This window comes from Micromonospora sp. II (assembly GCF_001709195.1).
Classification (GTDB): domain Bacteria; phylum Actinomycetota; class Actinomycetes; order Mycobacteriales; family Micromonosporaceae; genus Micromonospora; species Micromonospora chalcea.
This window is the reverse complement of record NZ_LYXF01000078.1, coordinates 232,251-253,096: the sequence shown is the minus strand read 5'-3', so window position 1 is coordinate 253,096 and position 20,846 is coordinate 232,251. Positions and strand designations below refer to the sequence as shown.

The following is a 20,846-nucleotide window of genomic DNA, read 5'->3' as shown; positions in this document are numbered from 1 at the left end:
GGGCGGAGCAGGCGAGGTCTGCGGATTTCACCTGCGTGGCGTGCGGAAAGGTGTTCGTGCTGCCCCTGCTCCGCGGGGTCCGGATGAGGTTGGGAAATGATTAATCGGGCCGTTGAATTCGCCAAGCACAATTCGCCGAATTCTCTGCGCGTCAAGGCCCGGCGGGCGCAGATGGAAGCGCGCAACGCCCGTATGCGACTCACCGTTCCGGTGGCGGCCCGCAGCGAGTTCGACAACATCTTCCACTGCACCGTCCGCAAGACCGGCAGCCAGTGGATCAAGGCGTTGTTCAGTGACCCGGCTGTCTACCGCCACTGCGGGCTGCTGCCCTACGACCCGCGCTTCTACTCCGGCGGCGCGACCGCGCCGGTGCCGGCCGGCCGCGTCGGCCTGGCGATCTTCCTCTCCCACAAGCGGTTCGAGGCGGTGCCCAAGGCCGGCAGATACCGCGCGTTCTTCGTGATCCGCGACCCGCGCGACGTCGTCGTGTCCAGCTACTTCTCGCTGCGCAACTCGCACGCCCCGATGGGCGACATCCCGCAGGCGCGCAAGGCCCTCCAGGAACTGCCGAAGAAGGAGGGCATGCTCTACGTCATCGACCGCCTGCGCGACAAGAAGCAGTTCGGGCAGATGCGCTCCTGGGCGGTCGCACCGAGCGACGAGACGTTCCGGCTGTTCCGCTACGAGGACCTGACCGGCGAGCGGCAGGCCGACGAGGTCGACCAGCTCCTGCGGCACTGCGGCATCACGCTGCCGTCGGCCGAGCTGGAGGCCCTGCTGGCCCGCTACAGCTTCACCAAGATGAAGAAGTCGAAGGAGACCCCCGGGCGGATCTCCCACTACCGCAAGGGCGCGTCCGGCGACTGGCGTAACCACTTCGACGACGACATCTACGCCGCGTACACGAAGGCGGCCGGTGACCTCGCGGAGATCCTCGGCTACCCCGCCCGGGACGAGACCCCGGCCCGCTGACCGTCGCCGTATGCTCCTGCCGTGGAGCTGCGGTTCACCACGCGCGCGTCCGACTCGGCCTGGATCGACACCGTGTGGACCTGCGTCAGTGACCGGGTCGACGAGATGACCTCGGTGGCGACGCCGTGCTGGGGGCTCGTGTTCTGGCAGCGCGACGGGCGCTCCTACGCGGCCGTCTCCGGCCCCGAGACCGCCACCGGCGCCGCGCCGGTGCCCGACGGCGCGAGCTTCGTCGGCATCGAGTTCGCGGTCGGCACCTCGCTGCGGCTCGTACCCACGCCTGAGCTTGTGGACAGCGGCGCCGAGCTGCCCGACGTGAGCCGCCGGACGTTCCGCCTCGACGGCGGTTGGTGGGAGACACCCGGCCCGGACGACGCCGAGGCCCTGGTCGAGCGGCTGGTCCGGGCCGGCGTGGTGGTCCGCGACCCGCTCGTCACCGAGACCCTGCGCGGCGGCCGTCCACCGGCGTCACCGCGTACCCTCGAACGCCGCTTCCGGGCCGCGACCGGGCTGACCCGGGGCGCGGTGCGGCAGATCGACCGAGCGCGCCGCGCCGCCGTGCTGCTGGCCGCCGGCCGCCCGCCCGCCGACGCGGTCACCACCTTCGGGTACGTGGACGAGCCGCACCTGGCCCGCGCGCTGCGCCGGTACGTCGGACGGACGGCCGGTGAGCTGCGCGCGGGCGCCGGTGGCGCGATCGCGCTGGACCCGGCTCAGCGGGTCACGTCGTAGATCAGCTTGACGACACCGTTGGGGTAGGCGGCGCTGTCGCGCAGCCGCAGCGTCTGCCGGTCCCGGTCCGCCCGGGTGAACAGGCCCTTGCCGGCGCCGAGCAGCACCGGGAAGACGAGCAGGTGGTACCGCTCGATCAGGTCCGCCTCGGCGAGACGGCGGGCGAGTTCCGCGCTGCCGTGGATGAAGATGTCGCCGCCGTCGCCCTGCTTGAGCGCGGCCACGTCGGCGGTGGAGCGCAGGATCGTCGTCGGTCCCCAGCCGTCGACCAGCGCGTCGTCGGGCAGGCTGGACGACACCACGTACTTCGGCAGGTCCCGGTAGGCGGCGTGGTCCTCGGAGTCGCGCCAGGTGGGCGCGAACGCCTCGTAGCTGCGCCGGCCGAACATCAGCGCCGTGGTCTGCGCCAGTTCCTCGCCCTTGAGGGAGAACGCCTCGGGCAGGAACTCGACGTCCTTGACGACCCAGCCGCCGCTGCGGTGGTCCTCGCCCGGGCCGCCGCCGGGGGAGTCCACCACGCCGTCGAGCGACATGAATCCGGTGTAGACAAGATCACGCATGCGGCAATGCTAGGAACGCCCGCCACCCGGTGTCTTGTACGGAACCGACACGCCCTCAGCAGCCGCACGACGCCCCGGCCGGCGCGGTGAGGTCGTCGGCGGGCCGGCGGACGAGCCCCGCGTCGGTGCGTACCGGGAAGCCCTCCCGCACCCAGTACTCGTATCCGCCGATCATCTCCTTGACCGGCCGGCCGAGCCGGGCGAACTCCAGCGCCGCACGGGTGGCGCCGTCGCAGCCCGGTCCCCAGCAGTAGGTGACCACCGTGGCGTCCGCCGGGATCAGCTCGGCGGCCCGGTCGGCGATCTGCGCGGTGGGCAGGTGGACGGCGCCGGGGATGTGCCCCTGCCGCCACGCCGCGAGGCTGCGCGAGTCGACCACGACCAGGCCGGTCACGCCCGCTTCCAGATCGGCGTGCACGTCGCTGACGTCGGCCTGGAAGGAGAGCCGGGCCGCGTAGTGGGCGACGGCGTCGGCGGGGCGGGCGGCGGGAATGCGCAGGACGTTCGACATGGCACCCATCGTGCCGACCGCCGTCCGGCCGCCCCAGTGGCGTGAGCGCCGCCCTTCGCTAACATCCCGCCATGAACCGTGCCACTGTGGCGGTGCTGGCGTACGAGGGCATGTCGGTGTTCGAGACCGGGATCGTCACCGAGGTCTTCGGCCTGCCCCGCCCGGAGTTCGACGTGCCCTGGTACGAGCTGACCGTCTGCGCGGAGACACCCGGCGCGGTGCGGCTGGTCGGCGGCGCCACGCTGCACACCGACCACGGCCTCGACGTGTTCGCCGGCGCCGGCACGCTGATCGTGCCCGGCGTCGCCGACGTGCACGCCGACCCGTCGCCCCGGCTGACCGCCGCGTTGCGTGCCGCGCACCGGCGCGGCGCCCGGATCGTGTCGATCTGCTCGGGCGCGTTCGCCCTGGCCGGCGCGGGCCTGCTCGACGGCCGCCGGGCCACCACCCACTGGCGGTACGCCGACCTGCTCGCCCGGCGGCACCCGGCGGTACGCGTCGACCCGGACGTGCTGTACGTGGACCACGGGGACGTCCTCACCGGCGCCGGCAGCGCGGCCGGTCTCGACCTCTGCGTCCACCTGGTACGCCGCGACCACGGGCCGACGATCGCCAACGCGGTCGCCCGCCGGCTGGTCGTACCGCCGCACCGCGACGGCGGCCAGGCGCAGTTCGTCGAGGCGCCGGTCCCGGCCGACCCCGGCGACGACCGGCTCGCCGCGAGCATGTCGTGGGCGCTGGCGAACCTGACCGCCGAGATCACCGTGGCCCGGCTGGCCGGGCAGGCGCACATGTCGCCCCGCACGTACCTGCGGCACTTCGCGCGGGCCACCGGCACCACGCCGATCCGCTGGCTGATCGACCGGCGCGTCCAGGCCAGCCTGCCGCTGCTGGAGACGACGAGCGCGCCGATCGAGGAGGTCGCCGCCACTGTGGGGTTCGAGACGGCGGTGACGTTCCGGCACCACTTCACCGCCGCGATGCGGACCTCGCCGTCGGCGTACCGGCGGGCCTTCACCGGGGCGTCAGGCGGCGCTCACGCCCCGGGCAGCGGTACGACGTAGGAGTCGACGCGGGCGATGAGCCCGTCCCGGAACGTGAACAGGTCGTTGAAGGCGAAGCGGAACGGCCCGTGCGCGACGGTGGCGCCCCGGCCCTCGCCGGTGACCACGACGACCGGCCCGTCCTCGATCACGCGCTCGACGTCGAGCCGTGGACTGCCGGTGAACGCAGGGTTCTCGATCTCGCCGTCGAACTCGGCCCGGCCGCGGGTGGTGCGGTGGCCGTGGATGACCCACTCCACGTCGTCGGTGAGGGTGGCGAGGATGCGCTCGTGGTCGCTCGCCCGGAAGCCGGCGAAGTATTCCGCGACCAGGTCACGCTGGGTTGCTCGGGGCACTGTCGTCTCCATCGTCGTGATGTCGGAGGTGGGCGGCGAGCGCGTCGAGGATCGAGGCGAGCCCGTCCGCGGCCTGGTCGGTACGCAACTCGGGCGGAAGCTTGCGCTGGTGCACCGTCAGGTCGGTGCCGTCGCGCGCGGGCCGGAGCGTGACGGTCGTACGCAGGCCGGAGACCGGCTCGTCGAAGACCAGCTCGCGCGGCGGGTCCACGCTGACGTAGACGAACCGGAGCCGCCCGGTCCGGCCGTCGGGCGCGCGTGTGTCGAGGACGAACTCCCCGCCCGGCCGCAGGTCGACGGTGACCGAGTCCGGCGGCACGTCGGCGTGCGACCCGCCCCAGAACGCGGCGATGCTCGCCGGCGAGGTGAAGGCCGCCCAGACCCGGTCCGGCGCGGCGGGCAGGTGCCGCCGGGCGATCAGCTCGTCGCCGTGCCGTTCGACGCGCGTCCTCACCGGGTCGCCTCCGGGTCGGAGAGGTGCGTCTCCAGCGCGTCGAGACGGTCGTCCCAGGCGCGGCGTTGCTCGTCGATCCACGAGCCGAGCCGGGTGAGCTGGTCGACGCGCAGCCGGCAGGGTCGCCGGGTGCCCTCCCGCCGCTGCTCGACCAGGCCGCACCGGCGCAGCACGCCGACGTGGTGGGAGATCGCCTGCGGCGTCAGGTCGAACGGCTCACCCAGCTCGCCCACGGTGGCCTCCCCGCGCGCGAGGCGGGTCACCAGGGCGCGGCGGACCGGGTCGCCGAGCGCGGCGAAGGCGAGATCGAGGTCCGGATCGGAGCGCATGCCCTCACGCTAGCGCAAACACAGGTTTGCGCAAACAACCCTTTGTTTATGCTGGCGCCGGGTCAGAGCGCGCCGCTGCGGACGGCCTCGTAGATGGTGCTGATCGTCGGTGTGAAGCCGAGGCTGCGGGCGAGGCTGACGTCCATCTGCCCCCGCCACGGCTGACGGAGCGGTTCGGCGGAGGAGCCGTAGGAGTAGCCGACGAGCTGGGACATCTCGTAGATGCTCAGGGGCGACTCGTCGGCGATGTTGACGGTGCGGTTGTCGAATGCGCCCGTGAGGGCCAGTGCGAACGCCGTGGCGATGTCGGCGTGGTGGCAGACGCTCAGCCGCTGTGCCGGGTGCCACCCCATGCCGGCCGCGAGTTCGGGCAACGATTCGAGGTGCCCGTCCCGGTCGCCGTAGATGAAGGGAAGGCGCAGGATGCCCCAGGTGAGCCCGCTGGCGCGAAGCAGCTGCTCGGCTTCGATCTTGCTGGCGGGGTAGGCCAGCGTCGGCGCGACGGGGTCGTCCTCACGCCCGGGGTGCGTGCTGTCGGCGCCGTAGACGTGGGAGGTGCTGGCCAGCAGGAACCGGGCCTGCGGCGCGTGCTTCTCGACGGCGGCGATCAGGTTGCGGGTGCCGTCACGGTTGACGGCCCAGATCTGCTCGTCGTCGCGGGTGCGGAAGACGGCGGCCAGGTGGATGACCGCGGTGACGGCTTCCACGGCTGCCGGCAGGGATTCGGGGCTGAGGACGTCACCCTCGACGCGCCGTACGCCGTCGGGCACTGCTTTTCCGGGACGGACGAGGGCGCGGCACTCGATACCCGCCGCGGTGAGTCGCCCGAGCAGGCGGGGGCCGACCAGGCCCGTTCCGCCGGTCACGAGAACGGTCATGACCCGTGCTCCTTCCGGTAGTCGATCAGTCGTCTGGTCGCGCCGCTGAGGACGCGATTCATGGTCTCGATGTCCGCGGGGTCGACCCCGCCGAAGGCGACCTCCGCGATCAACGCCATCGGATCGGGGAGCGAGTTCCACAGGTTCACGCCGGCCGGCGTGATGTGCAGCTGCTTCTGACGCTGGTCGTCCGGGTCGGGCACCTGTTCGATCAGCCCTTTGCGGACGAGCGCCGCGATCACCGCGCTGAGGGTCGCCCGTTCGACCTCCAGTTCGCGGGTGAGGGTGCGCTGGCCGACCGGCCGGCCCTCACTCAGCCGGTACAACACGTACCACTGGGTGTTTCCGAGATCGTAGGGGCGCAGCACGGACTCCATCAGGGCCCGGCTGGCGAGGAAGTATTTCTTCGCCCAGACGCCCGGAGCGGCCAACTCGTAGGCGTTCATGTCGTTAGGCACCTGACAACATTGTCAGGTGCCTAACGACATGTCAAGAGGTGGCTGCGCGCCGGAACGCCACGGGGCGCCCGGCAGTTGGGGGAGCAGGGGACTGGCGCGCCGTTTCGGGCGGCGTGGCATCGGGAACGTCGTCGGGACGGGCACGGGACGGAGGTCGACATGAGGACACCGAGTCGCCGTAGGCGGATGCTTGGCGTACCCCTGCTCGTCACCGCGCTGCTGGCCGGCGCGTGCGGCGACGGCGGTGGGGACGACGGCGGCGCCGCGGACCCGAGCGCGACCTCGGCCACCGCCCCCGCGATGCCGGAGACGTCGCAGTCGTCCGGCGGGCGCGTGACGATCCCGACGTCCGCCTTCGCCGACCTGCCGCCGGAGCTGCGCAAGACCGAGGCGCAGCCGATGGAGGTCACCGACGCGCTGCCCGAGTTGTGCGACCAGGAGTTCCGCAGCGGCGGACGGTCGGTCACCGCGAGCGCCGCCATGACGAGCGCCTACAAGAAGCCGACGGACCCGCCGGAGAACGTCCCCTTCGGCACGCTGCACCAGACCGTCTTCGCGTTCGAGGGCACCGGCGCCGCCGACTACCTGCGCCGGGTCCGCGGGGCGATGGAGTCCTGCCGGTCGTTCCAGGAGTCGGGCGGCACCGTCACCGTCCGGTCCGAGCCGATGACCCGGACCGGCGACGAAGCCCTGCTGGTGACGGTGACGCGACCGGCTACCGGCCTCGACGGCAGCCCGGCCGAAGGGCAGGCCACCAGCCAGATCATCGTGATCCGGGTCGCCGACGCGGTCACCGTCGTGCACGACCAGGGCTGGGAGGGCACCAGCAACGACCCCGGCCTGTCCGACGACATCGCCGCCGCCGCGGTCCGCGGCCTCGACTCCTGGCAGCGCTGAGCGACTGACGGCGGCCGGACGGGGCAAACGGGAGCGGGATCGCCGGGCAGAATGGGCGGGCGACCGCAGCCGCGACGCGATGGGGGCCCGCCATGACCGCACATCCGGACGTCGTCGTCCTCGGAGCCGGCGTGAGCGGGCTCAGCACCGGCATCCGGCTGGCCGAGAGCGGCGCCCGGGTGCTCGTCCGCACGGCGGCGCCGCCCGCCCGCACCACCTCGGCGCTGGCGTCGGCGCTCGTCGGCCCGAACCTGTCGCCACCCGGCGACCCGCAACGCGCCTGGACCGACGAGACGCTGCGGGTGCTCGGCGCCGAGCCCATGCCGGGCGTGGTGTGGCGCGACGGCACGCTCGCCGCCCGGCCGGCCGGGGCGACGCCCCCGTACGCCGAGCAGACGCCGGGCTTCCGGCAGCTCGGCGACGACGAGCGGCCGGCCGGCTTCGGCACCGCGTTCACCGTCCGCCTGCCGCTGGTCGACATGCCGGTCTACCTCGCGTACCTCCTGGAGCGACTCCGCGACGGCGGCGGCGAGGTGCGCCAGGAGCCGGTCGGCTCGCTGGACGAGGCGGCGACGCTGGCCCCGGTGGTGGTCAACTGCGCCGGGCTGGCGGCGCGGGCCCTGACCGGCGACACCGGCCTGTACCCGGTGCGCGGCCCCCGGATCGTGGTGCGCAACCCCGGCCTGGAACGGTTCTTCATGGAGGCGCCGATGGCGCCGGCCTGGGCGTCGATCTTCCCGCACGGCGACCACGTGGTGCTCGGCGGCGGCCAGCGACGCAGCGACGACACCACCCCCGATCCGGCCGAGGAGGCCGACGTCCTCGCCCGGTGCGTCGCGATCGAACCCGCCCTGGCCGCCGCCGAGGTCCTCGAACACACAGTCGGGCTGCGTCCCGGCCGGGCGGCGCCGCGCGTGGCGGCGCAGCGGCGCGGCGACGCGCTCGTCGTGCACAACTACGGCCACGCGGGCAACGGCGTGATGCTGTCCTGGGGCTGCGCCCGCGACGCCGCCGCGCTCGCCCTCGGCGCCGCGCCGTCCGCCTGACGGCACGGTCAGGACACGGCGGTACGCACCAGCTCGGCGAGCTTCTTCTCCACCTCCGGGCTCCACCGCACCAGCGCGAACGACGCCGGCCACATGTCGCCGTCGTCGAGGTTCGCCGCCTCCTGGAAGCCCACCGTCGAGTAGCGGTACTTGAACTTCCCCGCGTCCTGGAAGAACACGACGATCTTGCCGGCGGCGTTGGCGTACGCGGGCATGCCGTACCAGGTCTTCGGCGCCAGCTCCGGCGCGGCGGACATGATCGTCATGTGCACGCGCTCGGCCAGCTCGCGGTCCTCCGGCGCCATCTGCGCGATCCGGTCGAGCACCGCCTGCAGGTCGTCGGCCTTCTTCGCGCCCTTCCTGCCCTCGGCGCGCAGCTCGGCCGCGCGCTCCTTCATCGCGGCGCGTTCCTCGGCAGTGAACCCGTCGGACATCTCGATCCCCCCTCGTGACTCGCGGTCCGCGTGGTGCCGACCGCCTGGCAGCAACGCTATGGCCCGGCGGTGGGCGCCCGCTTCTCGATTCCTGACCACCTGCCGGGACCACGGCGACCCGGCGCGGCACCTACCATCGCCGCCATGGCAACCCGGCTCGTACAGATCAACATGAAGGCACACGACGAGGTCGCGCTCGGTGATTTCTGGGCGAAGGTGCTCGGCTGGGAGATCTCCAGCGAGGAACCCGGCGTGACGAACCTCGAACCCGCGGGCCTCACCTACCCGGACCCCCGCGCCCTCTACGTCGACCTCGTCGTCTCCACCGAGCCCAAGACGGCGAAGAACCGCGTCCACGTCGACCTCGCGACCACCTCGCCCGCGCACCACACGGAGCTGGTCGCGCGCCTGACCGCGCTCGGCGCCACCCCCGCAGACGTGGGCCAGGGCGACGTGCCGTGGACGGTCCTGGCGGACCCGGAGGGCAACGAGTTCTGCGTACGCGAGCCGGACCCGCGGCACGCGGACACCGGGCCGATCGGCGAGGTGGTGGTCGACTGCGCCGACCCGCGCGCCATGGCGGACTTCTGGGGCCGGGCCACCGACTGGACCGTGCACGAGGTGACCGACCGGCAGGCGGTGTTGCGCTCCGCTCAGGGCGTCGGCCCGTACGTGCGGTTCGCCCGCAGCGCCGACGCGAAGACCGGGTGGAACCGCGTCCACCTCGACGTCCGCCCGTACCCGTCGGACGACCTGGACGCCGAGACCGCCCGCCTGCGGACGCTCGGCGCCACCGACGCGGACCTGGGCGGGGCCGACATCCCGTGGCGGGTGCTGGTCGACCCGGAGGGCAACGAGTTCTGCGTCCTCACCCCGGGCTGACCCGCGGACCGCGGCGCCGGGCGGGTACGACCGCCCGCCCGGCGTCGGTCAGGCCGGCCGGTTCTCCGCCCGGAACTCGTGGACCACCTCGATCGGCCCGACGATGTGCCGGTTGAACTCGTCGAGCTCCTCGGCCGGCACCCACAGCTCCAGGATGTCCCGGCCACCCACCTGCCGGACCGGGTAGCGGGCGGCGAACGCGCGCTCGACGTGGAAGCGCGTCACGTAGCCGGCGCCGGACGCCGGCACGTTCCAGTCCCGGGCGATCATGACGGCGTACTGCTCGTTGAGCACCGGGTAGAAGATCGGCTGGTCCGGCAGCCGCGGCGGCCAGGCCCGCCAGCCGGAGGCGCGGACGAGGTCGAGCTCCCGTGGGCCGGTCGGGCGCCACAGCGTCGTCGTCTCCGTCACCACGCACCCCTTCTGCCACGGTCATGGCACCGTACCGGCGGCGCGCCGCGACCGGCCATCGGGTTTCGGCAGCAGAATCGACAGCGGGTGCGATGAGTTCGCGAAGCCTCGGCGGTCCACCCTTCGACATCCCAGACAGACAGGTAGGGAGCACCGCGATGGCCAAAGTCATCTCCACGCTGTTCATCTCGGCCGACGGTGTCGCCGAGATCGACCCCGACTGGCACTTCCCGTACTTCGACGACAACATGGGCCGCGCCGTCACCGAGGACTACGACACCTCCGACGTGCTGCTGATCGGCCGGGAGACGTACGACAGCTTCGCCGGCGCCTGGCCGGACCGGGAGGCGGCCGGCGGTGAGGACGCGCCGTTCGCCAAGCAGCTCGGCGACATGCGCAAGGTCGTCGTGTCCCGCCAGCCGCTGGAGTTCTCCTGGCGCAACTCGGAGCTGATCCAGGGCGACCTGACCGACGCCGTGCGCGCGCTCAAGGCCGACGCCGGCATCAAGGGCATCCTCATTCCCGGCTCGATCTCGGTGGTGCAGCAACTGCTCGCCGCGGGCCTGGTGGACGAGCTGCGGCTGCTGGTGCACCCGGTCGCCGCCCGCAAGGGCCGCCGGCTGTTCGACGAGGGCGACGCGCCGTACCACCTGCGGGTGGCCGCGACGGAGGCGTACCCGACCGGCGTGATCCGGGTGATCTACACCCCGGCGCCGGCGCCGGGCGCGGCCGGGTACGACGACATCAAGGACCAGGTGCCGGCCGGCAGCTGACGATCACGGGGCGGTGGCGGCCCGGTGTGCCGTGAAAGGATCCGCCGGTGCGTCGTGCTCCGCTGCTGCTGATCCCTGCGGCCGTGGCCGCCGTCGCCCACGTCGTCGGCGTCCTGGTGGCCGCACCGCTCTGGCGCGGCGCGGAGGTGCTGAGCCTGGCGCTGCTGCTGGCGTACGCCGTCGCCGCCGGACTGCCCGCCCCGCGCTGGGCGGTGCCGGCGGCGCTCGCACCGCTGATCGTGGACGCGGTCCGCACCATGCCGGCCGGGCCGGGCACCGGGGACTTCGGCTGGACGGTGTACGGCAGCGGCGACAGCGCCGTCGACCGGACGGCCGGCTTCGACGCGGCGCTCGCCGGGAGCTGGGCGGCGCTTGTCGCGGTGGCGGTGCTGCTGGTCGCGTGCCGGGGCCCTGGACGGCGCCGGCACCTGATCGCCGCCGCGGTCGCCGCCGCACCCGTCGTCGGGTACGCGGCAGTCCGGGTCACCGACATCGGCGTCGCCGTCGCCGCCGTCACCCCGGGCCTGGAGATCCGCACCGAGACCACGCTGACCCGGGTGGACGGTTCGGGGTACGACCAGGCCGACGTCGTGCCCGCGCTCGTCCTCGCGGTGCTGCCGCCGCTGGCGCTCGCACTCGCCGCGCTGGCGCTCGCCGTGCTGCTGGCCGGGCGGGGCCGACGGCTCGCCGCGACCGGCGCGGCACTGCTGGCGGTGCTCGCGTTGCCGCTGCTCGACGCGGGCATCGAGGCCGTGCACCTGCCTGTCTCGGCTGACGGCACCGCCCTGTTCGCCTGGTACGCCATCCCGCCCACCTTGGCGATGCCGCAACCGGTGGCGGCGTTGACGGTGGCGGTGGAGTTGGCCGCGTACCTGCTGCTCGTCGCCGGGCTGACCGGCGCGGACCGGGCCGCACCGGCGGCCGGTTGACCTCAGGCGGTCGACTCCAGCTCGTCGAAGGCCATGTTCCACCACGACTCCGGCTCGGCGAACGCGACCGGGTCGACCGGACGCAGGTCGTCGCGGATCGCCGCCGCGCGGGCGGCCCGTTCCCGCCCGCCGGGGTCGGTGGCGATGAGCTGGCCGAGCCGGTAGAGGAACTCCACGAACGCGGCGAACGTGCTGTTCACCGTCTCCAGGTTCGGTGTCTCCAGGTCGAGCAGGATCACCGCGCCGGTGCCCGCGTCCAGGCAGAACAGCAGCGCCGGGTCCTCCGGCGCGGAGCCGAGCACGACGTACGGGCGGGGGCCCTGGTCGCCCAGCTCGATCGACAGCGTGGAGAACAGCTCGACGTCGGGGACCGAGACGTCCACTGTGAACAGGATCGGCACCTCGACCGGAAGCGTGCCGTCGGGCGGGAACACCTCCGGCCCGAGCGGCCCGAGGATCGCGTCGAAACGCTGGTCGGGGAAGTAGATGACGCCCCGCTCACCCCACAGCGCGGTGAGCTGCTCGCGGGTGACTGTCACGGCTGCGCCTCGTCCTCGTCCTCGGCTTCGGCCTCGTCGAGCAGGCCCTGCCGGTCGAGGAACGCGTACCACCCGTCGTCGTCGGTGACCAGCTCGGCGTAGCCGGGGCCGAGCACGTAGTAGTGCACGAACGAGTCGAGGTCGGGCGCCAGTTCCTCGAAACTGTCGCCCATGAACCACTCGGTGCCGGTCGGCGGGAAGTACCAGACCGCGCCGGTGGCGCGCTCCAGGAAGATCGGCTCGTCGCTGCGTGTGCCGACGACCAGCCAGCCGCCCTTGTCCTGGCCGATGGGGGAGAAGTCGGGCGCGTAGTCGAGGAAGTACTGGACACCGGGCAGCCGGCCGGTCGAGGCCAGCTCGAACGCGCCGGCCCGCAGCCCGTCGGCCACGAGCAGGAACTCGCGGACGACGTCCGGCAGCTCCGCCGGCACGTCGCCCTCGTCGGCCGGGTCGCCGATCTGCCCGTACGCGAGACTGGCCGGCTCGTCCGCGGCCAGGTCGGCGCGGAGTTCGGCGAGAAGCTGCGCGAGATCGGAAGTCAATCCACTACCTCTATTCGGATCGGGGTTCCGTCCGGCAGATTCTGGATCTGCCCCCAGATCTGGGAGCCGATGTCCGTGTTGGTTCTACCATGCAGCAGCTTGAGGTTGTCGACGGTGTCCGGCCCGCCGAGCTGCAGTTCCCACACGTGGTCGGGGTGGTAGTCGCTGAGCCGTTGACTGAGCCGGTTGGCGAGGTCCTTGTCGTGCGGCCAGTACTTGTCCCAGATCTTCTGGCGGATCCGGTCCTTGTACCCGTCGGTGAGGTTCTTGTCGCGGGCCACCGGGTTGGTGGCCTTGTAGAGCTTGCCGTCGTCGCTGAGCTTCTTCAGCGCGGCCATCTTGCGCCGGAACTGGGCGGTGGCGTGGAAGTCCCGGCGCTGCACCCGGACGACCTTCGTCGGCAGGCTCCGGTTGGGCCCGGTGACCCGGACGATCGGCTTCTCCAGCTTCTCGACCGCCTTGCGGACGATCTTGCCGGCCGCCGGTTTCGCGGCGGCGCCCCGGCCGCGCCTCGGGCTAGGCATCGAGCAGTCTTCCGATGACCTGGTCGATGAGCGCGCCGACGATCTCCCGGGTGATGATCTGGAAGATCGGGATCTCGGCCAGCGAGGCGCCGAACGTGACCACGGCGGTGGCGATCGCCTGGGCGACCTCGAACGCGAGGATGGCGAGCTGCACGATCACCGCGATCTTCAGCGCCAGGACGATCGCCGCGCAGATGATCAGCCCGGCGCCGAGCAGCATCGCCGCGGGCATGCTGTCGTGCAGCACGACCGGCCCGTTCTGCTCCCCGCCCCACCACTTCTGGAACGCCGCGATCGCCGGACCGACGTTCTGCGTCCACACCTGCGCGGCAGCCGCGTCCGCCGCGCCGGCCGCCGCCCCGATCCGGCCGCCGAACTCCAGCCACGCCTGGCCCATCTCGAAGAGCTTCTCCTCGTCGGCGGCCGGCCAGGTGTAGCCGATCCAGCCGAGCGCGGTGACCAGCTCACCCGGTAGTTGCAGTCCCACGGCTCAGCCCAGCCCGCCGGCCAGCGAACGCATGGCGCCCGCGCCGTCCTCGTCGACCCGCTCGTACGAGTCGGCCATCCCGGCGATGTCGGCGCCGGCTGCGGTGAACTCGTCGGCGGCCATGCCGACGCAGTCGAAGATGTAGTTCGCCACCTCGGTGTAGGCGATGCCGATGAGCGACCCGATGTCGTCGGCGCCCCACGGCTCGCCGTAGCCCTGCATCCGTGCCTCGAACGCCTCCAGCTCGCCGGTGAACCGCTTGGCCGCGTCGGTGACGCCCCGCCCGGCGGCCCGGATCAGCGGCGGGTGCACCTCGAAGCCGCCGCCGCTCATCGCTGCCCGCCGCGTGCCATCCGCTCCTGCGCCTCGGTCAGCGCATCGAGGAACGACCCGAGGCGGGGAACGGCGGTGTCCCGTACCTCCTGCAACTGCTCCCGCAACTGCGACATGTCCGCGACCTGCGGATTCTCGCCGGTACGCAGCCCGTCGATCGCCGCGTTCACCGCGCTGACGATGTGCGCGGTCAGCTCCTCGGAGCCGAGCCGCATCAGCCGCGGCTCGACGTGCAGCGCGTGGAGCTTGCCGTCGCGTCCCATCTCGGCGCGGACCTGCCCGTCGGCGGCCTCGCCGACCGCCGGTGTCTCCGGCTCGTCCGCCGGCGGCGGACCCACCGTCCGAAGTGCCGCCATCGTCGCGTCGAGCATGCGGGTGAAGTCGCCGCTCATCGAAGGATCCGCACTCATGAGACCTCCCCAAGGCCAAACGCCACGAGCGTAACCGAGACGGACAAAGCGATTTGTCCCGTGCGCCGCCCGATCCGTCTTGGACACCGGGCGTCCGGGCGGCCACCATCGGCAGGAACACACGGGTACGGGCGACGGGAGCGGAACATGACCGAGGCGGACGTGGTGGTGGTCGGCGGCGGGGTCGTCGGGCTGACGACAGCGCTCACGCTCCAGCGGCGGGGTGCCCGGGTCACCGTGCTGACCGCCCACGACCCGGCCGACACGGTGTCCACCGTGGCCGCCGCCGTCTGGTACCCGAGCCACACCGACGAGGACCCACGGGTGCTGCGCTGGGCCCGGGACACCCACGCCGAGCTGCGCCGCCAGGCGGCCGACGGCGTGCCGGGGGTGGTCGACCGGCCCACCCGGATGTGGTTGCGCCACCGCTACGCCGGGCCGCCCTGGTGGGCCGATGCCTGCGGCGACCTGACGGCCGAGCCGGCGGAGCCGCCGTACACCGCGCTGCTGCGGTTCACCGCCCCGTCGGTGGAGATGACCCCGTACCTCACCTGGCTGCGGGAGCGCCTGGAGTCGGGCGGCGGCCGGGTCGTCCGCCGTGCGCTGGGCACGCTCGCCGAGGCGTACGAGGTCGCGCCGGTCGTGGTCAACGCGACCGGCCTGGCCGCCGGGCGGCTCGCCGCCGACCCGGCCGTGTACCCGGCGCGCGGGCACGTCGTGCTGGTGGCGAACCCCGGCCTGACCGTCTCGGTTCGCGACGAGAGCGACCCGGCCGGCATCACGTACGTGCATCCGCGCCGCCACGACGTGGTGCTCGGCGGCACCTACGAGGCGGGGGTGTGGCACACCCGTCCCGACCCGGAGGAGGCGGCGGCGATCCGCCGCCGGTGCGTGGCGCTGGTGCCGCAACTCGCGGACGCGCCGGTGCTGGGGGAGCGGATCGGGCTGCGGCCGGCCCGGCACGGCGGCCCCCGGGTCGAGATCGACCCGGCGGACGGGCGGCTGGTGCACGCGTACGGCCACGGCGGCGCCGGGGTGACGCTGTCCTGGGGCTGCGCGGCCGAGGTCGCCGATCTCGCCCTGAGTGTCTGACCGCCGCGGTGCGGGCGGCCCCCCGCCGGAGCGCGCGGGCGGTAGCCTCGGCCCGGTGTCCGCCCGCCGCGCCGCACTGTCCGCCCTCGTCGCCCTGATCGCCGTCCACATCGGCTGCACGCTGGTCGCGCTCGCGGCCTACCGCCACCGGATCGGCGTGGTGACCCACGACGGCGCCAGTTTCCCGGTGGAGCTGCTCGACGCCGTGGTGCCCCTCCGCGACCTGCTGCCCGCCGTGCTCTGGCTGCTGCCGGTCACGCTGCTCGTCACGTTCGCGGCCCTCGGCTGCTGGGTCGCCCGGCGGACCGTCCGTCCCGGCGACGAGCGGCTACCGAGGGCGGCCTGGACCGCCGGCATCGCCGCGGTGCTGCTCAACCCGCTCGCGGCCGTGCGCTACGCGTCGGCCAGCGCGAACGGCGGCGAGTACATGCGCACGGTGCAGGTGGAGACCACCCTCCTGGTGCTCGCCGCTGCCGTGGCCACCACGATGAGCGCGCTCGCCGTCGCCGGGTTCGTGCGGCGCTCTGAGACAGCGAGGTCGCCGTCGCGGATGCGGGTGGACGACTGGTCAGCGGGCCCGGCGGGACGAGAGTGACCTGTCCGCTCAGGTGTGTCTCGTCCACGCGACGAACCGGTGGAACAGTTCGTCGGGACGCGGACCCGGATCGGGGTTGAGTCTCAGCAGGTCGGCGGCGGCGTCGAACAGGCATGTCGCCATGTAGATCGACAGCGCCACCCGGTCCCGCCGGTATTCCAGCAGCAACAACAGGCGCGCGGGCTGGCACGGCCACGGGCCGGCGCAGACCCGGCAGAGCCACAGCGGCCGGATCGCCACGTGCGGCCGGATCGTTCTGGGCGGGCGGCCCGGCGGCGAGGATGTCGGCATACCCCATACGGTGACCGAGGCGTTGACCCGAGTCAAGGAGCCAGGTCAACTGTCTAGCGTCCGGCGTATGGAGCTGGTGGGCGCAGCCGAGATTCGCGTGATGCTGGGCGGCATCAGCAAGCAGCGGGTCTACGTGATCACCAGTAACCGCAACTTCCCGGAGCCGGTGGCCGACCTCGTGCAGGGCAAGGTCTGGTTGAAGTCGGATGTCCAGGAGTGGATCAAGGAGCACCGGCCGGAGCTGGCCGCCGACTGAGCGTCCGGCTCACCGCTCCAGAACGGTGAGCCATTCGGCTGCGCGGGGACGGTATCCGTGCAGCTCGAAGAGCCCGCGCACGATCGCCGGCACGTGCCCGGCGCCGTACACGACCGCCACGTCGATGCGCTCGGAGGACCGGGTACGGATCAGCTCGGACAACGCGGCGAGCAGCCGCTCGTCGCGTTCGCCGCCGAACGCGCGCTCGGCGTGCTCGGTGAACTCGTGGTCGGCGTACCGCTCGTCGGTGGCCGACGGCAGGTCGTTCACCTCGATCTCCGGTGAGAGCAGACGCCGGGTGCCGCCGAAGAACTGCATCACCGTCACGAACGGGATCACCAGCCACATCTGGAGGCGGTACCGCAGCGGCATCGCCCGCCAGCCCTCGGCGAACTCCGCGGCCGACACGTCCGGGTTGAGCACCTCGACGCCGAGGGACGCGTACGGGATGGGGTCCGTCACCAGGCCGGAGCGCCGGTTGGCCGGCATGGCCCGGTAGGTGAGTGTCAACGCCGAGCCGACCACCGACCGGCCGCTGACGCCCTCGACGACGAGCAGGTCGCATTCGCGGAGCCGCTTCGTGACCGCTGCGTAGAACGCCGGGCTCGCCACGTGGAGCATCGGGAACACCAGGAACTCCAGCCGGCTGCCGGGCCGGCGTAGCCGGAGCACGGCGGAGCGGGTGCCGATGACGCTGTGTTCGATGATCTGCATGCCTGCCCCCCGTGGCTCGGCTGCTCTGTCGGCAGGGTAGGGCGGCCGGGCAAAGGGTCCCGTGCGTGCGGCGGCGCGGACCGGTCAGGAATCGAGAAGCCCTGGGCGGGCGCCCCGACCTAGCGTTTCCGGCACGGGCCTCCCCGCCGGGGAGGCCACCGCCGGGAGGTAGGCATCAATGGATACGCGCATCCGCCAACTGCACCGCTGGCTCTCTGTCGCCTTCACCGTGACCGTCGTGATCACCTTCGTGGCGCTGGCGCAGAAGGACCCGATCGTGTGGGTCTCCTACGTGCCGCTGCTGCCGCTCGCCCTGCTCCTGATCAGCGGCCTCTACCTGTTCGCGCTGCCGTACCTGCGGCGTCGCCGCGCCGTCGCGCGCCCGCGCTGACCTGGGGGATTACCGGGGCCGGTCAGCGGGCAACACTGGCGGATGGACCAGAAGGTGATGGTGTTCGCCCCGGCCCCGCTGTTGACGGTGACGATCGAGCAGCAGGGCGAAGCGACCGAGCTGCATCTGCACCCGGGCGGGCAGGGCGTGTGGCAGAGCCGGATGATCGCCGCGCTCGGCGTGCCGGTGACCATGTGCGTAGGCCTCGGCGGCGAGGTCGGCGACGCGGTCCGCAAGCTGCTCGACGACGAGGACGTCACGGTACGGATGGTGCGGCGCGAGTCCGGCACCGGCTGGTACGTGCACGACCGGCGGGACGGCGAGCGGACCGAGATCGCCGAGAACCCGGGCGTGCCGATGGTGCGGCACGACATCGACGAGCTGTACACGGTGACGCTCACCGAAGGGCTGCGTGCCCCGGTGAGCGTGCTCAGCGGACCGGCCGACCCGGGTGTGGTGGACCCGGACATCTACCGGCGGCTCGCCGCCGACCTGAGCGCCAACGGCGGAACCGTGGTGGCCGACCTGTCCGGGCCGTACCTGGAGGCGGTGCTCGGCGGCGGGGTGAGCGTGCTGAAGGTCAGCCACGAGGAACTGCTCGACGACGGCCTGGCCAAGGACGACAGCGTGGAGGCGCTGCGCGACGCCGGCCGGCGCTGCCAGGATCGGGGCGCGCGGACGGTGCTGATCAGCCGGGCCGGGGAGCCCGCGCTGGCGCTGCCGGAGGACGGCGAGGCGCTGCTGGTGCACGCCCCGCCGCTGGAGCTGGCCGACCACCGGGGCGCCGGTGACTCGATGACCGCCGGGGTGGCGGCGGTGCTGGCCCGGGGCGGCGACATGCGGGAGGCGCTGCACGTCGGGGCCGCCGCGGGCGCGCTCAACGTGACCCGGCACGGGCTGGGCACCGGCCGGGCCGAGGCGGTACGGGAACTGGCCGGCCGGGTGCGGCTGACCCCGCTGGACGGTGGCGACGATGACGGCTGACCGGCCACCCCGGGTGCTGGTGACGAACGACGACGGCGTGCACGCCCCCGGCATCCGCGCGCTGGCCCGGGCCGCGTACGAACGTGGGTTGGACGTGGTGGTCGCCGCGCCGCGGCACGAGGCGAGCGGGATGAGCGCGGCGCTGTCCGCGGTGACCGAGGACGGGCGGCTGGTGTTCGGCGAGACCGAGCTGGACGGCCTGCCCGACGTGCCCGCGTACGCGGTGGCGGCCTCACCCGCGTACATCGCGGTGCTGGCCGGGCTCGGCGTGTTCGGGCCGGTGCCGGACCTGCTGCTGTCCGGCATCAACCGGGGCGCCAACGCCGGCCACGCGGTCCTGCACTCCGGCACCGTCGGCGCGGCTCTGACCGCCGGCAACAACGGCATCCGCGCGCTGGCCGTGTCGCTCGACGTGCTCACCCCGGCGGCGGCGAGCGCGGGCAGCGGTGGCGCGGCGATAGCGGTGCTGGACAGCGTGGACGACGAGTCCCGCCACTGGGCGACCGCCGCCGAGCTGGCCGCGACGCTGCTGCCCTGGCTGGCCGAGGCGGACCCGGGCACGGTGCTCAACCTCAACGTGCCCGACCTGCCGGCCGATCAGGTGGCCGGGCTGCGGCAGGCGACACTCGCGCCGTTCGGTCAGGTGCAGGTGTCGGTCGCCGAGCGTGGCGAGGGGTTCGTGCGTACGGCGGTGGAGGAGAACGCGGTCCGCGCGGTCCCCGGCACCGACATCGCCTGGCTGGCCGACGGGTACGCCGCCGTCACCGCGATCCGGGCGCTCGGGCACCTGCCCGACGTCGAACTGCCGGTCGACCGGTGAGGGACGGCTCCGCCCCGCCACCTCGTGCGGGTGGCGGGGCGGAGAGCGTCACTCGCCGGCGGCGCGCCGCCGGTCGGCCTCGGCGTCGGCGGCGCCCACCGGGGTGCCGTCGCTGTCGCGGTCGGCCCCGGACAGGTCCACGTCGGCGCCGGCCCGGGCGGCGTCGGCAGCCGCGTCGTCGGCGCCGACGACCTCACCGCCGCCGGTCTGTCCGTCGTCGGGGACCAGTTGCCCGGCGGTGGCCAGCCCGATCGGTGCGTACCTGGGGTCGGTCATCTCGTCCTCCTCACCGGTGTTCCTGACTCAGCGGTACCCCGGTACGGGACGCGGCACACGCGCGTGGGTCAGCGGCCCCGGTCGAGGAAGTCCAGGGTGACCGCGGCGAACAGCGGCGACTGGTCGATGTCGTAGTGGGTCAGGCCGGGCAGGATCGCCAGCGCGTGCCCGCCCGCCGGGCGGCCCTCGCCGGTCCAGCCGCCGTCGCGCCGGCCGCCGTCGAGCAGCTCGAACACCTCCACGAAGTGGCTCGGCGGGGCCATGTCGGCGTCGGCGGCGACCACGAGCGTCGGCACCCGCAGGGCACGCACCTGGTCGGCGAGGTCGAAGTCCTTCCGCATCGCCTCGCCGATCTTGTCGAGCAGCCGGGGGAAGTCCTCCGGACGCGGCGCGACCCGCTGGTACAGCTCGTACATCGGGGTGTCCTTCAGGTACTCGGCCGCCGCGGCGTTGACCTGACCCTGCTGCGCCAGCATGTCCGGGTAGACGGCGTCGCGGCGGATGTGCGCGGACGCGGCGACCAGCCGGCCGATCTTCTCCGGGTGCCGGAAACCGACGTGCAGGGCGACGCCGCCGCCGAGGGAGAAGCCGACCACGTCCGGCCGGTCCAGCCCGAGGTGGTCGATCAGCGCGGCGACGTCGTCGGCCATCAGCGCCATGTCGAGCGGCCGGTCCACGTCGGCGGTGCGGCCGTGCCCCTGCAGGTCCACCACGACGACCTGGTGTTTCGCGGTGAGCACGGGCAGGATCGGCGCGAACATCTCGCCCGAGGTGAGGCCGCCGTGCAGCAGGATCATCGGCCGTCCGCTGCCGTGTGTCTCGTGGTAGAGGCGTACGCCGTTGACGTCGGCGTACCGCCCGGGGGCGTGGGTCTCGTCGCGCTGCGTGGTGGTCATCGGTGCTCCTCGGGTGTGCTGACCTGACCAC

At 73.1% G+C, this 20,846-nt stretch carries 33 protein-coding genes; 14 read left to right on the top strand and 19 right to left on the bottom strand.

Annotated features, from left to right (window positions below):
* The first annotated feature begins 96 nt into the window (after positions 1-96).
* Both A8711_RS29615 and A8711_RS29610 read left to right on the top strand, forming a co-directional pair.
* Positions 97-972 carry a sulfotransferase domain-containing protein gene (locus tag A8711_RS29615; RefSeq protein WP_069089992.1) on the top strand — a complete coding sequence of 292 codons (876 nt, stop codon included), beginning with the start codon at positions 97-99 and terminating at the stop codon, positions 970-972.
* A 21-nt stretch (positions 973-993) separates the two neighbouring features.
* Positions 994-1,704, top strand: coding sequence for a helix-turn-helix domain-containing protein (locus A8711_RS29610; RefSeq protein WP_069089991.1), 711 nt, complete (start codon positions 994-996; stop codon positions 1,702-1,704).
* Here the strand turns inward: A8711_RS29610 and A8711_RS29605 are convergent.
* A complete protein-coding gene (locus A8711_RS29605; protein WP_064447426.1) occupies positions 1,686-2,264 on the bottom strand; it encodes a dihydrofolate reductase family protein in 579 nt (192 codons plus the stop codon). The genes A8711_RS29610 and A8711_RS29605 overlap by 19 nt on opposite strands.
* Positions 2,265-2,319: 55 nt before the next feature.
* Positions 2,320-2,784: a rhodanese-like domain-containing protein gene (locus tag A8711_RS29600; protein WP_043325177.1), complete on the bottom strand. Its 465-nt coding sequence runs from the start codon at positions 2,782-2,784 to the stop codon at positions 2,320-2,322.
* 62 nt (positions 2,785-2,846) lie between these two features.
* Here A8711_RS29600 and ftrA point away from each other — a divergent pair, with 62 nt between their 5' ends.
* Complete coding sequence (gene ftrA, locus A8711_RS29595; RefSeq protein WP_069089990.1) at positions 2,847-3,839, top strand: transcriptional regulator FtrA; 993 nt, start codon at positions 2,847-2,849, stop codon at positions 3,837-3,839.
* On the opposite strand, the gene A8711_RS29590 is transcribed toward ftrA, so the two are convergent.
* From A8711_RS29590 to A8711_RS29570, 5 genes are all read right to left on the bottom strand, one after another.
* Positions 3,812-4,174 carry a nuclear transport factor 2 family protein gene (locus A8711_RS29590; protein WP_043325175.1) on the bottom strand — a complete coding sequence of 121 codons (363 nt, stop codon included), beginning with the start codon at positions 4,172-4,174 and terminating at the stop codon, positions 3,812-3,814. The two genes, ftrA and A8711_RS29590, sit on opposite strands and share 28 nt — an antisense overlap.
* Positions 4,152-4,628: an SRPBCC domain-containing protein gene (locus A8711_RS29585; protein ID WP_069089989.1), complete on the bottom strand. Its 477-nt coding sequence runs from the start codon at positions 4,626-4,628 to the stop codon at positions 4,152-4,154. Before A8711_RS29585 ends, A8711_RS29590 begins: the two co-directional genes overlap by 23 nt.
* Positions 4,625-4,957, bottom strand: a complete 333-nt coding sequence (locus A8711_RS29580; RefSeq protein WP_064447430.1) for a helix-turn-helix transcriptional regulator — start codon at positions 4,955-4,957, stop codon at positions 4,625-4,627. Before A8711_RS29580 ends, A8711_RS29585 begins: the two co-directional genes overlap by 4 nt.
* 62 nt (positions 4,958-5,019) lie before the next feature.
* Positions 5,020-5,835, bottom strand: coding sequence for an NAD(P)-dependent oxidoreductase (locus A8711_RS29575; RefSeq protein WP_069089988.1), 816 nt, complete (start codon positions 5,833-5,835; stop codon positions 5,020-5,022).
* Positions 5,832-6,281 (bottom strand): MarR family winged helix-turn-helix transcriptional regulator, encoded by a 450-nt coding sequence (locus tag A8711_RS29570; protein ID WP_043325171.1) that lies wholly within the window; start codon positions 6,279-6,281, stop codon positions 5,832-5,834. Before A8711_RS29570 ends, A8711_RS29575 begins: the two co-directional genes overlap by 4 nt.
* Before the next feature lie 198 nt (positions 6,282-6,479).
* Between A8711_RS29570 and A8711_RS29565 the strand changes: the two genes are divergently transcribed.
* A complete protein-coding gene (locus A8711_RS29565) occupies positions 6,480-7,190 on the top strand; it encodes a hypothetical protein (protein WP_069089987.1) in 711 nt (236 codons plus the stop codon).
* Positions 7,191-7,282: 92 nt separating this feature from the next.
* Positions 7,283-8,236 (top strand): FAD-dependent oxidoreductase, encoded by a 954-nt coding sequence (locus A8711_RS29560; protein ID WP_069089986.1) that lies wholly within the window; start codon positions 7,283-7,285, stop codon positions 8,234-8,236.
* Positions 8,237-8,244: 8 nt separating this feature from the next.
* On the opposite strand, the gene A8711_RS29555 is transcribed toward A8711_RS29560, so the two are convergent.
* Positions 8,245-8,670 carry an iron chaperone gene (locus A8711_RS29555; RefSeq protein ID WP_043325168.1) on the bottom strand — a complete coding sequence of 142 codons (426 nt, stop codon included), beginning with the start codon at positions 8,668-8,670 and terminating at the stop codon, positions 8,245-8,247.
* A 144-nt stretch (positions 8,671-8,814) separates the two neighbouring features.
* Between A8711_RS29555 and A8711_RS29550 the strand changes: the two genes are divergently transcribed.
* Entirely contained in the window at positions 8,815-9,552 is a 738-nt protein-coding gene (locus A8711_RS29550; RefSeq protein WP_069089985.1) for a VOC family protein, read from the top strand.
* Positions 9,553-9,600: 48 nt separating this feature from the next.
* On the opposite strand, the gene A8711_RS29545 is transcribed toward A8711_RS29550, so the two are convergent.
* Positions 9,601-9,963 carry a hypothetical protein gene (locus A8711_RS29545; protein ID WP_043325166.1) on the bottom strand — a complete coding sequence of 121 codons (363 nt, stop codon included), beginning with the start codon at positions 9,961-9,963 and terminating at the stop codon, positions 9,601-9,603.
* A gap of 158 nt (positions 9,964-10,121) precedes the next feature.
* Here A8711_RS29545 and A8711_RS29540 point away from each other — a divergent pair, with 158 nt between their 5' ends.
* Complete coding sequence (locus A8711_RS29540) at positions 10,122-10,736, top strand: dihydrofolate reductase family protein (protein WP_069089984.1); 615 nt, start codon at positions 10,122-10,124, stop codon at positions 10,734-10,736.
* Between the two features lie 47 nt (positions 10,737-10,783).
* The gene (locus A8711_RS29535) at positions 10,784-11,665 is read left to right on the top strand and encodes a hypothetical protein (protein ID WP_069089983.1); all 882 of its coding nucleotides are present in this window, start codon (positions 10,784-10,786) and stop codon (positions 11,663-11,665) included.
* Between the two features lie 2 nt (positions 11,666-11,667).
* On the opposite strand, the gene A8711_RS29530 is transcribed toward A8711_RS29535, so the two are convergent.
* The 6 genes from A8711_RS29530 to A8711_RS29505 are packed head-to-tail and all read right to left on the bottom strand — an operon-like array spanning position 11,668 to position 14,500.
* Positions 11,668-12,204 (bottom strand): SUKH-4 family immunity protein, encoded by a 537-nt coding sequence (locus A8711_RS29530; protein WP_069089982.1) that lies wholly within the window; start codon positions 12,202-12,204, stop codon positions 11,668-11,670.
* Positions 12,201-12,746: an SUKH-4 family immunity protein gene (locus A8711_RS29525; protein WP_069089981.1), complete on the bottom strand. Its 546-nt coding sequence runs from the start codon at positions 12,744-12,746 to the stop codon at positions 12,201-12,203. Before A8711_RS29525 ends, A8711_RS29530 begins: the two co-directional genes overlap by 4 nt.
* Positions 12,743-13,270 carry a hypothetical protein gene (locus A8711_RS29520; protein ID WP_043325163.1) on the bottom strand — a complete coding sequence of 176 codons (528 nt, stop codon included), beginning with the start codon at positions 13,268-13,270 and terminating at the stop codon, positions 12,743-12,745. Before A8711_RS29520 ends, A8711_RS29525 begins: the two co-directional genes overlap by 4 nt.
* Positions 13,263-13,757 carry a hypothetical protein gene (locus A8711_RS29515; protein ID WP_043325162.1) on the bottom strand — a complete coding sequence of 165 codons (495 nt, stop codon included), beginning with the start codon at positions 13,755-13,757 and terminating at the stop codon, positions 13,263-13,265. The genes A8711_RS29520 and A8711_RS29515 overlap by 8 nt, the downstream gene beginning before the upstream one ends.
* 3 nt (positions 13,758-13,760) lie before the next feature.
* Positions 13,761-14,090, bottom strand: a complete 330-nt coding sequence (locus A8711_RS29510) for a hypothetical protein (protein ID WP_043325161.1) — start codon at positions 14,088-14,090, stop codon at positions 13,761-13,763.
* Positions 14,087-14,500 (bottom strand): YbaB/EbfC family nucleoid-associated protein, encoded by a 414-nt coding sequence (locus tag A8711_RS29505; protein WP_043325160.1) that lies wholly within the window; start codon positions 14,498-14,500, stop codon positions 14,087-14,089. Before A8711_RS29505 ends, A8711_RS29510 begins: the two co-directional genes overlap by 4 nt.
* A 147-nt stretch (positions 14,501-14,647) precedes the next feature.
* Here A8711_RS29505 and A8711_RS29500 point away from each other — a divergent pair, with 147 nt between their 5' ends.
* Complete coding sequence (locus tag A8711_RS29500; RefSeq protein WP_069089980.1) at positions 14,648-15,592, top strand: FAD-dependent oxidoreductase; 945 nt, start codon at positions 14,648-14,650, stop codon at positions 15,590-15,592.
* 55 nt (positions 15,593-15,647) lie between these two features.
* On the top strand, positions 15,648-16,187 hold the full coding sequence (locus tag A8711_RS29495; protein WP_069089979.1) for a hypothetical protein: 540 nt from the start codon (positions 15,648-15,650) through the stop codon (positions 16,185-16,187).
* A 9-nt stretch (positions 16,188-16,196) separates the two neighbouring features.
* On the opposite strand, the gene A8711_RS29490 is transcribed toward A8711_RS29495, so the two are convergent.
* Positions 16,197-16,478, bottom strand: coding sequence for a hypothetical protein (locus A8711_RS29490; RefSeq protein WP_069089978.1), 282 nt, complete (start codon positions 16,476-16,478; stop codon positions 16,197-16,199).
* A gap of 67 nt (positions 16,479-16,545) precedes the next feature.
* Between A8711_RS29490 and A8711_RS29485 the strand changes: the two genes are divergently transcribed.
* The gene (locus tag A8711_RS29485; RefSeq protein ID WP_043325157.1) at positions 16,546-16,734 is read left to right on the top strand and encodes a hypothetical protein; all 189 of its coding nucleotides are present in this window, start codon (positions 16,546-16,548) and stop codon (positions 16,732-16,734) included.
* 9 nt (positions 16,735-16,743) lie between these two features.
* On the opposite strand, the gene A8711_RS29480 is transcribed toward A8711_RS29485, so the two are convergent.
* The gene (locus A8711_RS29480; RefSeq protein WP_064447441.1) at positions 16,744-17,448 is read right to left on the bottom strand and encodes a hypothetical protein; all 705 of its coding nucleotides are present in this window, start codon (positions 17,446-17,448) and stop codon (positions 16,744-16,746) included.
* Positions 17,449-17,626: 178 nt separating this feature from the next.
* Here A8711_RS29480 and A8711_RS29475 point away from each other — a divergent pair, with 178 nt between their 5' ends.
* From A8711_RS29475 to surE, 3 genes are read left to right on the top strand one after another with little or no spacing between them, the layout of a single operon-like run.
* A complete protein-coding gene (locus A8711_RS29475) occupies positions 17,627-17,839 on the top strand; it encodes a hypothetical protein (RefSeq protein WP_043325155.1) in 213 nt (70 codons plus the stop codon).
* Between the two features lie 42 nt (positions 17,840-17,881).
* Positions 17,882-18,823, top strand: coding sequence for a 1-phosphofructokinase family hexose kinase (locus tag A8711_RS29470; RefSeq protein WP_233607735.1), 942 nt, complete (start codon positions 17,882-17,884; stop codon positions 18,821-18,823).
* The gene (gene surE, locus A8711_RS29465) at positions 18,813-19,643 is read left to right on the top strand and encodes a 5'/3'-nucleotidase SurE (RefSeq protein ID WP_069090042.1); all 831 of its coding nucleotides are present in this window, start codon (positions 18,813-18,815) and stop codon (positions 19,641-19,643) included. The genes A8711_RS29470 and surE overlap by 11 nt, the downstream gene beginning before the upstream one ends.
* 48 nt (positions 19,644-19,691) lie before the next feature.
* On the opposite strand, the gene A8711_RS29460 is transcribed toward surE, so the two are convergent.
* Together A8711_RS29460 and A8711_RS29455 are read right to left on the bottom strand one after the other, a co-directional pair.
* Positions 19,692-19,919 carry a hypothetical protein gene (locus tag A8711_RS29460; protein ID WP_043330397.1) on the bottom strand — a complete coding sequence of 76 codons (228 nt, stop codon included), beginning with the start codon at positions 19,917-19,919 and terminating at the stop codon, positions 19,692-19,694.
* 68 nt (positions 19,920-19,987) lie between these two features.
* Positions 19,988-20,815, bottom strand: coding sequence for an alpha/beta fold hydrolase (locus A8711_RS29455; protein WP_069089977.1), 828 nt, complete (start codon positions 20,813-20,815; stop codon positions 19,988-19,990).
* Between the last annotated feature and the right edge of the window lie 31 nt (positions 20,816-20,846).

Coding starts and splice junctions, on each gene's coding strand:
- A8711_RS29615 (WP_069089992.1), top strand. CDS start 97: ATGATTAATCGGGCCGTTGAATTCGCCAAGCACAATTCGCCGAATTCT.
- A8711_RS29605 (WP_064447426.1), bottom strand. CDS start 2,264: ATGCGTGATCTTGTCTACACCGGATTCATGTCGCTCGACGGCGTGGTG.
- A8711_RS29600 (WP_043325177.1), bottom strand. CDS start 2,784: ATGGGTGCCATGTCGAACGTCCTGCGCATTCCCGCCGCCCGCCCCGCC.
- ftrA (WP_069089990.1), top strand. CDS start 2,847: ATGAACCGTGCCACTGTGGCGGTGCTGGCGTACGAGGGCATGTCGGTG.
- A8711_RS29580 (WP_064447430.1), bottom strand. CDS start 4,957: ATGCGCTCCGATCCGGACCTCGATCTCGCCTTCGCCGCGCTCGGCGAC.
- A8711_RS29575 (WP_069089988.1), bottom strand. CDS start 5,835: ATGACCGTTCTCGTGACCGGCGGAACGGGCCTGGTCGGCCCCCGCCTG.
- A8711_RS29570 (WP_043325171.1), bottom strand. CDS start 6,281: ATGAACGCCTACGAGTTGGCCGCTCCGGGCGTCTGGGCGAAGAAATAC.
- A8711_RS29565 (WP_069089987.1), top strand. CDS start 6,480: ATGCTTGGCGTACCCCTGCTCGTCACCGCGCTGCTGGCCGGCGCGTGC.
- A8711_RS29560 (WP_069089986.1), top strand. CDS start 7,283: ATGACCGCACATCCGGACGTCGTCGTCCTCGGAGCCGGCGTGAGCGGG.
- A8711_RS29555 (WP_043325168.1), bottom strand. CDS start 8,670: ATGTCCGACGGGTTCACTGCCGAGGAACGCGCCGCGATGAAGGAGCGC.
- A8711_RS29550 (WP_069089985.1), top strand. CDS start 8,815: ATGGCAACCCGGCTCGTACAGATCAACATGAAGGCACACGACGAGGTC.
- A8711_RS29540 (WP_069089984.1), top strand. CDS start 10,122: ATGGCCAAAGTCATCTCCACGCTGTTCATCTCGGCCGACGGTGTCGCC.
- A8711_RS29520 (WP_043325163.1), bottom strand. CDS start 13,270: ATGCCTAGCCCGAGGCGCGGCCGGGGCGCCGCCGCGAAACCGGCGGCC.
- A8711_RS29510 (WP_043325161.1), bottom strand. CDS start 14,090: ATGAGCGGCGGCGGCTTCGAGGTGCACCCGCCGCTGATCCGGGCCGCC.
- A8711_RS29505 (WP_043325160.1), bottom strand. CDS start 14,500: ATGAGTGCGGATCCTTCGATGAGCGGCGACTTCACCCGCATGCTCGAC.
- A8711_RS29500 (WP_069089980.1), top strand. CDS start 14,648: ATGACCGAGGCGGACGTGGTGGTGGTCGGCGGCGGGGTCGTCGGGCTG.
- A8711_RS29490 (WP_069089978.1), bottom strand. CDS start 16,478: ATGCCGACATCCTCGCCGCCGGGCCGCCCGCCCAGAACGATCCGGCCG.
- A8711_RS29485 (WP_043325157.1), top strand. CDS start 16,546: ATGGAGCTGGTGGGCGCAGCCGAGATTCGCGTGATGCTGGGCGGCATC.
- A8711_RS29480 (WP_064447441.1), bottom strand. CDS start 17,448: ATGCAGATCATCGAACACAGCGTCATCGGCACCCGCTCCGCCGTGCTC.
- A8711_RS29475 (WP_043325155.1), top strand. CDS start 17,627: ATGGATACGCGCATCCGCCAACTGCACCGCTGGCTCTCTGTCGCCTTC.
- A8711_RS29470 (WP_233607735.1), top strand. CDS start 17,882: ATGGACCAGAAGGTGATGGTGTTCGCCCCGGCCCCGCTGTTGACGGTG.
- surE (WP_069090042.1), top strand. CDS start 18,813: ATGACGGCTGACCGGCCACCCCGGGTGCTGGTGACGAACGACGACGGC.
- A8711_RS29460 (WP_043330397.1), bottom strand. CDS start 19,919: ATGACCGACCCCAGGTACGCACCGATCGGGCTGGCCACCGCCGGGCAA.
- A8711_RS29455 (WP_069089977.1), bottom strand. CDS start 20,815: ATGACCACCACGCAGCGCGACGAGACCCACGCCCCCGGGCGGTACGCC.